A 12,998-nucleotide genomic window follows, 5' to 3' on the forward strand; every position below is an offset into this window, starting at 1 on the left:
AACTTCCGGTAAACGCTAGTCGAACCGACCGACACCCGGTAGTCGCTGCACGGCCGTGTCGGGCTGTCCAAAGGCGGGCATGCGCTCCACTCGCCGCCCCTGGCCGCGCCGGAACAGGTGCCAGCCGTTGCCGAGCGCGGCCGGCGACTGCCAGTGGGGGCCCAGCAGGCGGAGCAGTTCTGTCCGCGCCGCGCCACGCGGGCCGACCAGCCGACGGCCCGGCGCTGCGGCGCGGAGCAGAAGGCACGCGTCGGCGGCGGCCAACCGGGTCACCGTACCGGCCCACCGCTGCCGCGACTGCGGGGAAAGACCGTGCATGCAGCCGTTGTCCAGCAGGAGGTTCACCGTCCCGGCCAGGCTGCCGTCGGGGTCGACCTGTTCGGGGGCGGCGACGTCGGCGGTCCGCCAGGTGACCTGGCAGGTTGGGTCGCGCCGCCGTGCTCCGGCGATGGCTTCGGGCAGGTAGTCGACGGCGGTGACCTTCCAGCCGAGTCCGGCGAGGTATCGGGCCTGGGTGCCGGTGCCGCAGCCGAGATCGACGGCGATACGCGGCGGTTCGACCCGCGCCAGCGCGATCAGCTGTTGCGGGGGTCGGCTGTTCTCCCACGGGGTGAGGCGCAGCCGGTACAGGAACCGGTAGGTGTTACGCACGTCGGCCGACTGCCCGGCGCGGGTGCCACCATGCCAGGGCCGCCACGAACACCACGGGCAGGAACGCGGCCGTGGTGACGTGCCGCAGGCTCAACTGCCCGGCCGCCAGGTAGCCGATCGTGGCCACCCAGTCGATCACTTGGATCGCGATCATCGTGTTGATCCACGCGAGGCTCTCCTGCGGTGCGCGGGCGGCGGCGAACATGCCGACGGCGTAGCCGAGAAACCTGGCCGCCATCATGGTCAGCAGCCAGTTCGCCCATGCCGGTGCCGCCGGTTGCAGGCCCATCAGCCCGGCCGACGCGCTCGGCGCGACGAGGAACGTCGCCCCGAGCAGTGCCTGCGTGGTGCCGATGGCCATGAGGGTCCACCGCGGCCCTCGGTGATTTCCGTTGGTGTCCATGGCGGGAGGGTAGGCGCGGGCCGGAATCGGTTGTCAAACAGTGAAGTAGTATCCGGATCTGAACCATTGGCGGAGAGCAGGGAACGTGCGGTGTCTTCCAGGTTGGCTCCCATGAGTGAGTGTGTCGATCAGACCTGCCCCGTCGCGGCTGCGGTGCGGGTCCTGGACGGCAAGTGGACCGTGCTCGTCGTGCGGGACCTGCTCGGCGGGACACGCCGTTTCACCGAGCTGCGCGCGTCGCTGGTCGGGATCAGCCCCAAGACGCTCACCGACCGGCTGCGCGCACTGGAAGAGGCGGCCTGGTCACTCGTACCATCCATGCGGAGATCCCGCCTCGCGTGGAGTACACGCTCACCCCGGCCGGGCAGCAGTTGCGCCCGGTGATCGATGCGCTCGCCACGTGGGGGAGCACCCTTGCCGGCCAGGCGACCGGACCATGACCCCGGCCAACCTCTCCGGCGGCCAGCGGCAGCGGGTGGCGATGGGGCGGGCGATCGTCCGCCAGCCCAAGGCGTTTCTGGTGGACGAGCCGCTGTCCAACCTCGACGCGAAGCTGCGGGTGCAGATGCGGCCGTGAGGAGGCCCGGGCCGAGGGGCCTCCTCACGGGCGGGGTGGCGAAGGGTGCCGGTCCCGCGTCTCGGTGATCAAGAGGAAAACGTCAGAGTTGATCTCCCCGATGACACAAATCTCTTGATCACCGAGCCGAGCCGAGGCGGGGCAGGCCGGGGCGGGCCGAGGCCGGGGTGGGTGGGTGGGGCGGGCGCTGGGGCCTCAGGCGTTCGCCGCCCACTCCACCGTCAGCGGTAGCCCCACGAACGCCGCGTACGCCTCCAGGGCCCCATCCACCCGCGCCCGGATGGCGGCGTCGAGGTCGACCAGCGGGCGCACCGCCACCTTCACCCGCGTCCTGCCCAGCGTGCGCTTCCAGGTGCCGGCGACCCGCCCGTCGTGCACCACCGTCGACTGGAACACCCCGTTGCCGCCGGGGATGATCGCCTGCTTGTGCTCCGGGGCGACCATCAGCGACCGGTCCTTGAACCCCAGCAGGTATTCGTCGAAGCCGGGCAGGGTGTGCACGTCGTCGACCGTGGCGCGGGGCGCGTCGAGGAGGGCCGGGTCGACCACCGCCTCCACCCCGTCGACGGTCACCGTGGTGAGCGCGTCACCGGCGGCGGCGATGCCCCGCTTCGCGTCGGTGGCGGTCAGGCCCGTCCAGCCCGCGAAGTCCTGCCGGGTGGTGGGGCCGTGGCTGCGGAAGTAGCGCAGCGCCAGGATGCCGAGGGCCTCGTCGCGGTCGGGGCGGTGCGGGTCGGGCACCCACTCGTCGAGCAGCGCGAACGTCTGCTCCGTGCCGACGTGCGGGGCGATGCAGGTGACGCCCTTCTGGGCCGCGTACCACAGCAGGTGGTAGCCGCGCTGGCCGGCGGTGTCGATGCCGGCCGCGTCAAGGGTGGCCTGGCACCGCGACCGGGTCAGCCGCGCTCCGCCGGCAAGCGCCTCGCCGAGCACGTCGGCGGCCCGGTCGGCCTCGGCCAGGCTGAGCCCGAGGACCGCCCGGCGGGGCCCGGCAGCGGCCAGGGTGCGCACGCCGGTGACGTCCAGCATCCAGCGGGCGTCGCGGGACGGCACGAGGTGTACGGTGCCCCGCATCGGCCAGGTGCGCAGCGCCTCCCGCCGCTCCAGGGCCTCCTGCACGTCGGCCTGCCTCCAGCCGGGCAGCCGCAGCCCGAGCGACCACAGGCCGCTCGCCGCGTCCTGCGCCTGCATCGCGCCGAACCACTCGACGACCCCGGCCACGCCCTTCGGGCGGGCCGTGGGGTGGGGACGCAGCAGCAGGGCGGTCATCCGCAGCGCGAGCGCCTCCGCGCCGGTCAGCGCCGCCCGGCCGGTCAGCTCCGCCGCGCCCGCCTGCTTGCTCGCGCCGCCCGCCGGTTTCCTCGCGCCGCTCGTCGCCACGTCGTCAGCCCTACCCTCCGTCTCGGCGCCCCAGCATAGGACCGGGCACCGACAGCCGCCGGGGCACCGACAGCCGCCGGACAGGCGCCCGGGCGGGCGGATCACCAGGGATCCACCCGCCCGGGGTCGTGCCGTCCGGTGGTGCGCGGCACCGCCGGGCGTCGCGTCAGCGGCGGCGGGCGGACTGCGGGACGTCCGCCTCCACCCGCTCGCGGCGCAGCCGCTCGTCGACGGGCTGGTCCTCGACGACCTCGTCCCTGGTCAGCCGGACCCGCTCGACCGGGACCTGTTCCTTGCTGACCACGGGGTGCTCGGCGCGCAGCCGCAGCTCCTGCTGCTCGTCGCCGATCTCGGCCCGCGCCCGCCGGTCGCCCGGCGCGATCGGCTCGCGCTCGACGCGCACCTCGTCGTGCTCGACGGGGACGGTGGTGTGCACGTCCTCGTCGACGACGTGCTTGCGCAGCCGGGCGGTTCCGGCGGGCTCGCTCTCGGTGCCCACCAGCAGCCGCTCCTCGGAGCGGGTCAGCTCCGGCCCTCGCGGGTAGCCGGCGGTGTGCTGGCGCGGCGGACCCTGCTGCGGGGCCTGCGCGGTGGGCTGCTGGAGCTGGTAGTGCGCGTAGAGCTGGGCGAGCTGCCGGGCGTCCAGCGGCTCGTCGGTGCCCGTCTCCACGCTGGGCGCACCGCGCACGGTCGCCTTGTCGTACGGCAGGCTCAGCTTGTCCTGCTGCATCCGGGCCGACTGGAGCGGGGCCATCGACTCGTGGTGGCCCATCACGCCGGTGGCGACGCTGACCCAGGTCGGCTCGCCGGCGGCGTCGGCCCACACCTGGCCCACGCTGCCGATCTTCGCGCTCGAGCGGTCCTGGACGTCCTGCCCGTACAACGAACGGATCTGCTGCTCGGTCAGTCGCATTGGCTCGTCCTTCCTCTCGTGGGTCACGACGTGGCTACCCGAGCGGCTCCGGGAGCATTCCGGGACCCGGTCGTGAATAGGAGCAGCGCCGGCGGTCCGCGCGGGCGGCGGAGAGGCTCCGGCTAGGGTGGGCCTCGTGCTCCGTCAGGTCACCGGAATCCGGTACGTCACCCCGCTGCGCGAGGGCGGCTCGCTGCCCGGTGTGGTCGATTCCGACGACCTCGGCACGTACGTGGCGACGTTCCGGGGCGCGGGGCAGGGGCCGAAGACGCTGGTCGCCGAGCGCTCACCGAGAACGTCGACCGCAGCCGGCGCAACCCCAACCTGCTGATCTGGCACCGCGAGCTGTGGCTGATCGACCACGGCGCCTGCCTCTACTTCCACCACGACCGGCCGCGCGCCGAGGCGGCCGTGCACCGGGCGTACCGGGCCGAGCGCGGCGAACGGATCAGTGTCGGGGTCATCCTCTACTGCCAGGGCCGGGACTTCCTCGCGGCGCGTACCCATCTCGACGCCGACCGGGCTCGGGCGCTCGCGCCGGACGTGGACCCGGCCGAGGTCGCGGCGGCGCTGGGTGCCCGGGGACCGGACGTGCGTCGGGGAGGGCCCGTCGGGGCGGATGCGGCGGGGCGAGCGATTCTGCTGGCCGGCGGCCCCGCGCAGCACGATGATCCAGACCGGGCCGGTGCAACACCGGGTTGACGGCCGACCCGGCGGCGGAGCTCGATCGGCTGCTGGACGCCCTGGTCTGCTGAGCACGCCGGCCCCACCGCATCCGGCACCTGATCGCGCCGGCACCTGATCGCGCTACGTCGGCCTCGTCGCCGACGGAGCGCGATCCCCCGTTCAGGCCGACCGGCGCACCGGCGGCGGCACGAGCAGCCGGCGCCGGTGCGACCAGGATGGCGCTCGGCGACCCGGCCGGGGCCGACCGGCCGTGGAACTTGCGCAAATCTTGAGCGAGCTGCCCCGGGCGGGTCAGCCTCGCCGGGGCTGCGGGACGCGCACCGAGGCCATGCCGGCCGCGGTGGCGGCCTGGATGCCCAGGTCGGCGTCCTCGAAGACCAGGCAGTCGGCCGGCGGCACGCCGAGCAGCCGGGCGGCGAGCAGGAACGCCTCCGGGTCGGGCTTGGGCCGGGCGTAGTCGCCGGCGCAGACCAGCGTGTCGAACCGGTCGAGGATGCCGAGCGCGCCGAGGGACGCGGTGACGGACTCGTGGGTGCTGCCCGAGACCACGGCGAAGGGCACCCGCCCGTGGGCGTCGTCGATGTGCCGCAGCACCCCGGGCACGCCCGTGGCCGTCGGCAGGAGCTCCTGGTAGAGCGCCTCCCGGCGGGCGGCGACGGCCTCCACCGGCATCGCCAGGCCGTGCCGGGCGTTGAGGTCGGTGACGATGTCGGCCACCGGCCGGCCGGCCCAGGCGTAGAAGAGGTCCTCGGGCAGGTCGCAGCCCCACTCGTGCAGGGCCCGTCGCCAGGCCGTGTGGTGCTGGGGCATCGAGTCGACGATCGTGCCGTCGCAGTCGAACAGGTACGCCCGGAACTCGCCGTCGGGCAGGGGCAGGATCACCGCACCAGGCTATCGCCCGGCACAGCCGGGCTGGCCACCACGTTCACCGGTCGACGTTTGACACCGCAGGCAACGGGTAGTCGCGGGAGCTGACCGGAGAGCGAGGAGGACCCGATGGAGGGCCGGATCAAGGTCGCGGTGATCTACTACAGCGCGACCGGCATCACGTACCAGATGGCGCAGGCCGCCTGCGAGGCGGCCGGCGATGCCGGCGCGGAGGTCCGGTTGCGCAAGGTGCGTGAGCTGGCGCCGGACGAGGCGATCCGGTCCAACTCGGGCTGGCAGGCGCACCGCCTCGAGACCCAGGACGTCATGGAGGCGGAGCCGGACGACCTGTCCTGGGCCGACGTGGTGATCTTCGGTGCCCCCACCCGGTACGGCATGGTCGCCGCCCAGCTCAAGCAGTTCATCGACACCACCGGCCCGCTGTGGGCGCGGGGCGCGCTGGCGGACAAGGTGTATTCGGCGTTCACCTCGACGGCGACGGCGCACGGCGGGCAGGAGTCGACGCTGCTGTCGCTGCTCACCGTCTTCTACCACTGGGGCGGCGTCGTGGTCACTCCCGGCTACACCGACCCGAGCCAGTTCGTCGCCGGCAACCCGTACGGCGCCTCGCACACCAGCAACAACGGGGAGATCCCGCCGGACCACGTGGCGCTGGCGGCCACCGCGCTGACCGCGAAGCGGGCGGTCAGGATCGGCGCGGCGCTGAAGCGGGGCATGGCCGCCGGCTGACCTCCGGCGGCCGGCCTCCCTACCCCCGGGCGCGGGCGGCGGCCGGGGACCGGCCCGGCGGCACCGACAGGAGATGACCCAGCAGGTCGGCCAGCACCGCCAGGCCGTCGCGGCTGAGCACCGACTCGGGGTGGAACTGCACCCCGGCGAAGCCGGGCCCGCGCAGCGCGTGCACCGCGTGGTCGACCGGGTCGCGGGACAGCTCCACCGGCCCGTACGCGCTGGCCACCCGGTCGGCGGCGGCGACGGCCGTGAACGTGGAGTAGAACCCGACCCGGCGGATGGTGCCGAACACCGTGACGTCGCGCTGCAACCCCTGGTAAGGCGCGGCGCGCCGGTGCAGCCGCAGCCCGAGCAGCCCGGCGAGCAGCTGGTGGCCCAGACACACCGCGAGGGTCGGCGCGCCGGCCGCGAGCCGCCGGGCGAGCAGCCCGCGCAGGGCGGCCATCTTCGGCTGCTCCACCGCCCTCGGGTCACCCGGGCCGGGGCCAGCAACCACCAGGTCGTACGCGTCGTCGGCGGGTGGGCGGTGCCACGGGGCCACCTCGACGGCCAGCCCGAGGGCGCGCAGCTGGTGGGCGAGCATGCCGGTGAAGGTGTCCTCCCCGTCGACGATCAGCGCCCGCCGGCCGGCCAGCCCGGGCAGCGCCACCGCCCCCGGCGGACGCTGGTCCAGCCAGAACCGGGCGAGCGGGGCGTTGCGGGCGGCCAGCGCGGCGCGTACCTGCGGGTCGTCGGCCAGCTTAGGCAGCGGGCCCGGCCCGGGGACGGGGGCGTCGGGGCGCAGCCCGAGGGCGGCCAGCACCCCGGCGGCCTTGGCGTGCGTCTCGGCGACCTCCCCCTCGGGCGTGGAGTGGCGCACCAGGGTCGCCCCGACCGGCACCCGCAGCTCCCCGTCGGGGGAGAGTTCAGCGGTGCGGATCAGGATCGGCGCGTCCAGCGTCTGCCGGCCGGCGTCGTCGCGGCCCAGCAGGGCCAGCACCCCGGCGTAGTAGCGCCGCCCGGTGCGCTCGTGCCGGGCGATGACCCGGCAGGCGTTCTCCATCGGGCTGCCGGTGACCGTCGGGGCGAACATCGTCTCCCGCAGCACGTCCCGCACGTCCAGGCAGCTCTGCCCGGCGAGCAGGTACTCGGTGTGCGCCAGGTGGGACATCTCCTTGAGGTACGGGCCGACGACCTGCCCGCCGCGCTCGGCGACGGTGGCCATCATCTTCAGCTCCTCGTCGAGCACCATGTACAGCTCGTCGACCTCCTTCGGGTCGGTGAGGAAGCGCAGCAGGGAAGCGGTGTCGGCCGTCCCGCCGTGCCGGAAGGTGCCGCTGATCGGGTTCATCATGACCAGGCCGTCGTCGACGCTGACGTGCCGTTCGGGGCTGGCCCCGACCAGGATCCGGGTGCCGGTGTGCACCACGAACGTCCAGTACGCGCCGCGCTCGCGCAGCAGCAGCCGGCGCAGCGCGGCCAGGGCGGCGAGCAGCGGGGACCCCTGCACGGTGGCCCGCATGGTGCGGTGGACGACGAAGTTCGCGCCCTCGCCCCGGCCGATCTCCTCGGCGAGCACCCGGGCGACGGTGTCGGCGTACTCGGCGTCGGCGATGTCGAACCCGGCGTCGGCGGTCACCACGGGCGCGTCGGGCAGGGCGGCGAGGGCGTCGGCCAGGGGTAACCGGACATGCCCGGCGATCTGGAGGCAATCCAGCGGGGCACCGTCGTCGACGCAGGCGAACCCCCGCTCGGTGACCTGCCGGTACGGCACCAGGGCGAGCGTGCGCGGACCGGCCGGGCCGTCGGGCAGTGGGACATCGGCGAGCCGGTCGACGGCGCGTACGGTGCCGGTGAAGAGCTCCAGGTGGTCGGAGCCCTCGCGGCGGACGAGCGCGAAGGGGCCGGGGTCGACGCCGTCGGCGACGGCGGCGAGCAGGTCGTGCGGGCGGGTCATCGGGTTCTCCTGGTGGTGGCCGGGCGGCGCCGTCGGCGGCCCTGGGCCGGGGGAAGAACCGGCGACCGCCTCGTGGGGCGGCCGCGTGGGAAGCTACGCGCGGGGGTGGGCCGCCGGGTCGGCGGGCCACCAGCAGGTCAGGTGCGCGGGCATGCCGTCACCCTACGCGCGCCGCCGCCGCCCGGGAACCCGATCCCGGGGTACGGGACCAGCCGCCGGCCACCTGCGACGACGTCGACCGGCGGGCCGGCTCTGCACCCGCCCGGTACGGTGATCCACGATGAACATCCTCGCCCTCGACCTGGGCACCTCCTCGGTGCGCGGCCTCGTGCTGGATCCGGACGCCGTGCCGCGTCCCGGTGCCCTCGCCCGCCGGAAGGTGCGGGTGACGGTCGACGACGACGGCGCGGGCACCCTGGACGGCCCGACCTACCTGGCCTCCCTCGCCGAGTGCCTCGACGAGCTGGCCGTCGGCGGGCACCTGCGCGACGTCGCGCTGGTCGCCACCAGCGCCCAGTGGCACTCGGTGCTGCCCACCGACCGTGCCGGCGAGCCCCTGGGGCCGGTGCTCACCTGGCTCGACACCCGCCCCGAGCCCCCGGCGGGCGCGACCGGCCCGGCCGACGAGGCCGCGTTCCACCGGCGCACCGGCACGTGGTGGCACCGCTGCTACTGGTCGGTGCGGCTGCCATGGCTGCGCGAGCGCGCCTCGACCCCGCCCGCCCGGTTCGTCGGCCTCGCCGAGTACGTGCTGGGCGGCCTGCTCGACGGGGCCCCGATGTCGGTCTCCCAGGCATCCGGCACCGGCCTGCTCGACCTGCGGACCCTGACCTGGGACGCCGAGGCGTGCGAGCTGGCCGCCGCCAGCCCGGGGCAGCTTCCCGAGCTGGCCGACGACGACTGGCGGGGCCGGCTGCGCCCCGAGCACGCCCGCCGCTGGCCGCAGCTCGCCGACGCGGCCTGGGCTGCGCCGGTGGGCGACGGTGCCGCCTCGAACGTCGGCTCCGGGGCGGTGGACCCGGGCCGGGCGGCGGTGACCGTCGGCACCTCGTCCGCCGTCCGGCTGGTCCAGGCCGCCCCGGCCGGTGCGGAGCTGCCGCCGCTGCCGGGCCGGCTGTGGCGCTACCGGGTCGACCACGACCACGTCGTCACAGGGGCCGCGTACTCCTCCGGGGGGAACCTGTTCGCCTGGGCGGACCGCGTACTGCGGCTGCCCAGGGGCGCCGCGCTGGACGCCGCGCTGGCCCGGATCCCCCGGGGCGGGGGCGTCGCGACGGACCCGCACTTCGGCGGCGACCGGCCGCCCGGCCACGCACCGGCCGGCTCCGGCGGGCTCGGCGGGCTGAGCTTCGGCACCGGCGCGGTCGACATCCTCGCCGGCCTGATGTCCGGGGTCTGCCGGCTGGTCGCGGCCGACCTCGCCGAGCTGGAGTCCATCGTGGGCGGGCCCGTCGAGGTGGTGCTGGGCGGCGGGGCGGTGGAGGCCTCCGCGTGGTGGCGGGAGTCGTTCGCGGCCGTCCTCGCACCCCGCCGCGTGCGTCACCACCCCGACCCGGAGGTCGGTGCCACGGGCGCGGCCCGGGTGGCGCTGCGCCGGCTGGACGCGGCGGTGCCACTCGTGGACATCGGCCGGAAGGATGAGGCGCCCTCACCGACCCCGTCAGGACAGCGCCACCCTCGGTATCCTTCCTGAGCGCTGCCTCAGGTTGGCCCGTTGACACCGCCGTCGGGCCTGGTTGGATGGACCCCGCTGTCCGGTGCGGCGGAGGCGAGGGACCGAGGAGGCACGTGTGGGCGCAGGTCCCGACCCGGCGCGGAGCGGGGTGTCCAACCACCGTCGGCGTCGGTTCGACGTCCGCGTCGTGCCGCACCGCCGCCGCTCGCCGCTGCGGCTGCGGGACTGGCGGATGGGGACCAAGCTCGCCACCGTGCTGGTCGTTCCCTCCGTGGCGTTCCTGGTACTGGCCGGCGTGCAGACGCAGGGCCTGGTCGGGCGCACCACCGAACTGAGCGACTTCGCGCGCCAGGTGGGCATCGGGCGTCAGATCACCACCGTGGTGCACCAGCTCCAGCAGGAACGCGACCGCACCGCCGGCGAGCTGGCCGAGCTGCGCCGCAACGGCGGTGGCGGGGCCGCCCGGGACGCCGCGATCGCCGCGCTGAAGCCGTTGCAGACCAGCACCGACGCCGCCGTGCAGGAGCTGCGGCGGGCGGCCGGCCCACTGGCCGACACCGACGCCGCCTGGCAGGTCGCGTACTCGGCGGCGCTGGAGGCGTACGACCAGGTGATCTACATTCGCCCGGCGGTGCCCCCGGCGGTGCTGGCCAGCGACACGATCCTCAGCAACTACCACCGGGCGGTCTCCGCCCTGCTGAACCTGCTCGCCCAGCCCTCACCGGGGGAGGGTCGGCGGGCGCTCAACGACGCCGTGCTGCGCTACGTCCAGCTCGCCCGGGTCAAGGAACTCTCCTCCCGCGTCCGTGCGGAGCTGTACGCCGCCGCCCGCGCCGGCCGGTACGGGGTGGAGGACCAGGTCGAGCTGACCGACCTGCGGGCGCAGCAGCTCACCGCGCTCGGCGCGTTCCGGGTCGCGGCCACCACCGAGCAGATCCGCCGCTACGACGCCGTCTCCGTCGACCCGGCGTTCACCGCCGCCGCGCGGCTGGAGGAGCAGAGCCTGCCCAGCGACGGCGCGGAGCCGCAGGTGCTGCCCGCCCCGCAGTGGTGGGCGGCCAGCGAGCAGCGCCAGGATCTGCTGCGACAGCTTGAAGCCAGCGTCGTCGACGACGCGGTGGGCCGGGCCGACGACGCCAGCGCCGGCCAGCTGCGCACCACCCTGCTGGTGGCCGGCGGGATCGTCGCGGTGCTGCTGGTGGCCCTGCTGATCTCGGTGCTGGTCGGGCGGACCATCGCCCGTTCGATGCGGCTGCTGCGCGGCCAGGCGCTGCGGATCGCCCAGATCGAGCTGCCGGACGCCCTCGACCGGCTTCGCCAGGTCACCGGCGGGGTGCCCGACATCGAGGTGCCGGCGGCGGTGGTCCGCTCACTCGACGAGGTCGGCGAGCTGGCCGAGGCGTTCGTCGCGGTGCACCGCAGCGCCGTCAGCGTCGCGGTGGAGCAGGCCACCATGCGCCGCAACGTCAACCTGATGTTCGTCAACCTCGCCCGGCGCAGCCAGGTCCTGGTGGAGCGGCAACTGGAACTGCTCGACGGCCTGGAACGGGAGGAGAGCGACCCGGACCAGCTGGAGAACCTGTTCAAGCTCGACCACCTCGCCGCCCGGATGCGGCGTAACGACGAGAGCCTGCTGGTGCTCGCCGGCAGCGAGTCGACCCGGCGGTGGAACCGGCCGGTGGCGCTGGGCGCGGTGCTGCTGGCCGCCAGCGCCGAGATCGAGCAGTATCAGCGGGTACGCCACGAGCAGGTGGCCGACCTGCACGTCGTCGGGCACGTCATCGGCGACCTGGTGCACCTGTTCGCCGAGCTGTTGGAGAACGCCACCGCGTTCTCCCGGCCGGACACCGCCGTGCTGGTCACCGTCCGGCCCGAGGGGTACGGCGCGGTGGTGGAGATCGTGGACCGGGGGTTGGGCATGAGCCCGGCCGCGCTCGCCGAGGCGAACGAGGTGCTGGCGACCCCGCCGGCTGCCGACGTCGCGGCGTCCGAGCGGATGGGCCTGTTCGTGGTCAGCCACCTGGCCGCCCGGCACGCGGTCGCGGTGCGCCTGCACTCCGCCCCCGACGGCCTCGTCGCCCGGGTCCGCATCCCGGCACCCCTGCTCACCGCGGCCCCGCCGATGGTGGAGCTGGACTCGCCCGTGTCGCCCCGGATGCTGACCACCACGCTGACCAGCCTGCCCCGGGTGACCGCCCCCGTGGCCGACGACCCGGCTCCGGTGGCGGGCGGTCGACCGCACCGGGTCACCACGGCGTCGGACCCGGCGGAGCTGCCGGTGGCGGGCCGCCGGCCGCGCAGGGTCACCGTGCCGAGGCCGGGGCGGCCGGTGCCGGTGCGGGCGGAGGACGTGCTCACCCCGGTCGTCGGACCGCCCGCCCCCACCGGGAGCGGCTGGTGGTCGCGGCAGGGCCCGACGGTCGGCGCGGCGGCACCCGACCCCGCACCGCCCGCAGTGCCGGTGACCGGGGGCGTCAACGAGTGCGGCCTGCCGGTCCGGGTGCCGATGGCCCAGCTCGCCGCCGTGACGCAGCCGGCCCGGCCGCAGGAGCCCGCCCCCCGGCACGATCCGGACCCGGAGGCCGTGGGTGGCATGCTGACGCGGCTCTACAGCGGCGTACGGCGGGCCGAGGCCGAGGAGACCACCGAGATTTTCCTGCCGCCGGCCGGCGGGCGCACCGAAGGGGAACATGGATGATGACGTTGAGCCAGGAGGCGCGGGACGTGAGCTGGCTGGTCAGCGCGTTCGCGCAACGGGTGCCCGGGGTGGCGCACGCCATCGTGGTCTCCTCGGACGGGCTGCTGGTCGCTGTCTCCGACCACCTGCCCCGCGACCACGCCGACAAGCTGGCCGCCGTGACCTCGGGCCTGATGAGCATCACCGCCGGCGCGGCGCAGATGTTCGACGGCGACACCGTCAAGCAGACCGTCGTGGAGATGGGCCGCGGCTACTTCCTGGTGATGCAGGTGCGCGACGGCTCGATCCTGGCCACGCTGGCCGCCGGGGACGCCGACATCGGCGTGGTCGGCTACGAGATGGCGCGGCTGGCCAAGCAGGCCGGCGAGATGCTCACCCCGGCGTTGCGGGCCGAACTCCAGCAGGCGCTGCCCCCGCTGAGCTGAGCGCCCGGTCGGGCCCACCGGAGGCGGTGCGGG

14 protein-coding genes and 1 pseudogene are annotated in these 12,998 nt (G+C 75.0%); 9 read left to right on the forward strand and 6 right to left on the reverse strand.

All coding sequences use genetic code 11. From position 1 onward, the window contains the following. Positions 1–15: 15 nt before the first annotated feature. Positions 16–651, reverse strand: coding sequence for a class I SAM-dependent methyltransferase (locus tag ACFT41_RS00870; RefSeq protein ID WP_377584786.1), 636 nt, complete (start codon positions 649–651; stop codon positions 16–18). Further along, a complete protein-coding gene (locus ACFT41_RS00875) occupies positions 644–1,054 on the reverse strand; it encodes a hypothetical protein (protein WP_377584789.1) in 411 nt (136 codons plus the stop codon). Before ACFT41_RS00875 ends, ACFT41_RS00870 begins: the two co-directional genes overlap by 8 nt. A 111-nt stretch (positions 1,055–1,165) precedes the next feature. Between ACFT41_RS00875 and ACFT41_RS00880 the strand changes: the two genes are divergently transcribed. The 3 genes and pseudogenes from ACFT41_RS00880 to ACFT41_RS00890 all read left to right on the forward strand — a co-directional run. Further along, positions 1,166–1,438, forward strand: a complete 273-nt coding sequence (locus ACFT41_RS00880; RefSeq protein ID WP_377584792.1) for a winged helix-turn-helix transcriptional regulator — start codon at positions 1,166–1,168, stop codon at positions 1,436–1,438. After that, a complete protein-coding gene (locus ACFT41_RS00885; RefSeq protein ID WP_377584795.1) occupies positions 1,393–1,494 on the forward strand; it encodes a winged helix-turn-helix transcriptional regulator in 102 nt (33 codons plus the stop codon). Before ACFT41_RS00880 ends, ACFT41_RS00885 begins: the two co-directional genes overlap by 46 nt. A 2-nt stretch (positions 1,495–1,496) precedes the next feature. Continuing rightward, a pseudogene (locus tag ACFT41_RS00890) lies at positions 1,497–1,625 on the forward strand (ATP-binding cassette domain-containing protein); the annotation flags it as partial. 201 nt (positions 1,626–1,826) lie between these two features. On the opposite strand, the gene ACFT41_RS00895 reads toward ACFT41_RS00890, so the two are convergent. Continuing rightward, complete coding sequence (locus ACFT41_RS00895) at positions 1,827–3,011, reverse strand: winged helix DNA-binding domain-containing protein (RefSeq protein WP_377584797.1); 1,185 nt, start codon at positions 3,009–3,011, stop codon at positions 1,827–1,829. Positions 3,012–3,177: 166 nt separating this feature from the next. After that, a complete protein-coding gene (locus tag ACFT41_RS00900; RefSeq protein ID WP_377584800.1) occupies positions 3,178–3,924 on the reverse strand; it encodes a YsnF/AvaK domain-containing protein in 747 nt (248 codons plus the stop codon). Positions 3,925–4,060: 136 nt separating this feature from the next. On the opposite strand from ACFT41_RS00900, the gene ACFT41_RS00905 reads away from it, so the two are divergent. Both ACFT41_RS00905 and ACFT41_RS00910 read left to right on the forward strand, forming a co-directional pair. Continuing rightward, positions 4,061–4,255 carry a hypothetical protein gene (locus ACFT41_RS00905; protein ID WP_377584803.1) on the forward strand — a complete coding sequence of 65 codons (195 nt, stop codon included), beginning with the start codon at positions 4,061–4,063 and terminating at the stop codon, positions 4,253–4,255. A gap of 80 nt (positions 4,256–4,335) precedes the next feature. Beyond that, positions 4,336–4,626, forward strand: a complete 291-nt coding sequence (locus ACFT41_RS00910; RefSeq protein WP_377584805.1) for a DUF3037 domain-containing protein — start codon at positions 4,336–4,338, stop codon at positions 4,624–4,626. A gap of 276 nt (positions 4,627–4,902) precedes the next feature. On the opposite strand, the gene ACFT41_RS00915 is transcribed toward ACFT41_RS00910, so the two are convergent. Then, positions 4,903–5,493, reverse strand: coding sequence for an HAD family hydrolase (locus tag ACFT41_RS00915; protein WP_377584808.1), 591 nt, complete (start codon positions 5,491–5,493; stop codon positions 4,903–4,905). A gap of 114 nt (positions 5,494–5,607) precedes the next feature. On the opposite strand from ACFT41_RS00915, the gene wrbA reads away from it, so the two are divergent. Then, positions 5,608–6,228: an NAD(P)H:quinone oxidoreductase gene (gene wrbA, locus ACFT41_RS00920; protein ID WP_377584810.1), complete on the forward strand. Its 621-nt coding sequence runs from the start codon at positions 5,608–5,610 to the stop codon at positions 6,226–6,228. Between the two features lie 19 nt (positions 6,229–6,247). On the opposite strand, the gene ACFT41_RS00925 is transcribed toward wrbA, so the two are convergent. After that, positions 6,248–8,167 carry a chorismate-binding protein gene (locus tag ACFT41_RS00925; protein ID WP_377584813.1) on the reverse strand — a complete coding sequence of 640 codons (1,920 nt, stop codon included), beginning with the start codon at positions 8,165–8,167 and terminating at the stop codon, positions 6,248–6,250. A 280-nt stretch (positions 8,168–8,447) separates the two neighbouring features. On the opposite strand from ACFT41_RS00925, the gene ACFT41_RS00930 reads away from it, so the two are divergent. The 3 genes from ACFT41_RS00930 (at position 8,448) to ACFT41_RS00940 (ending at position 12,965) form a co-directional block, all read left to right on the forward strand. Further along, entirely contained in the window at positions 8,448–9,860 is a 1,413-nt protein-coding gene (locus ACFT41_RS00930; protein ID WP_377584815.1) for an FGGY family carbohydrate kinase, read from the forward strand. A 97-nt stretch (positions 9,861–9,957) separates the two neighbouring features. Continuing rightward, positions 9,958–12,540 (forward strand): nitrate- and nitrite sensing domain-containing protein, encoded by a 2,583-nt coding sequence (locus tag ACFT41_RS00935; protein ID WP_377584817.1) that lies wholly within the window; start codon positions 9,958–9,960, stop codon positions 12,538–12,540. Between the two features lie 5 nt (positions 12,541–12,545). Then, positions 12,546–12,965, forward strand: a complete 420-nt coding sequence (locus tag ACFT41_RS00940; protein ID WP_377584910.1) for a roadblock/LC7 domain-containing protein — start codon at positions 12,546–12,548, stop codon at positions 12,963–12,965. Positions 12,966–12,998 lie beyond the last annotated feature (33 nt).

Origin of the sequence: Micromonospora sp. NPDC057141, from assembly GCF_042670805.1 — a bacterium.
In the GTDB taxonomy this organism is placed as follows: domain Bacteria; phylum Actinomycetota; class Actinomycetes; order Mycobacteriales; family Micromonosporaceae; genus Micromonospora.

What these genes read in the sequence shown, in the direction of transcription:
- ACFT41_RS00875 (WP_377584789.1), bottom strand. Translation starts at nt 1,054, where the DNA reads ATGGACACCAACGGAAATCACCGAGGGCCGCGGTGGACCCTCATGGCC.
- ACFT41_RS00880 (WP_377584792.1), top strand. Translation starts at nt 1,166, where the DNA reads ATGAGTGAGTGTGTCGATCAGACCTGCCCCGTCGCGGCTGCGGTGCGG.
- ACFT41_RS00900 (WP_377584800.1), bottom strand. Translation starts at nt 3,924, where the DNA reads ATGCGACTGACCGAGCAGCAGATCCGTTCGTTGTACGGGCAGGACGTC.
- wrbA (WP_377584810.1), top strand. Translation starts at nt 5,608, where the DNA reads ATGGAGGGCCGGATCAAGGTCGCGGTGATCTACTACAGCGCGACCGGC.
- ACFT41_RS00925 (WP_377584813.1), bottom strand. Translation starts at nt 8,167, where the DNA reads ATGACCCGCCCGCACGACCTGCTCGCCGCCGTCGCCGACGGCGTCGAC.
- ACFT41_RS00930 (WP_377584815.1), top strand. Translation starts at nt 8,448, where the DNA reads ATGAACATCCTCGCCCTCGACCTGGGCACCTCCTCGGTGCGCGGCCTC.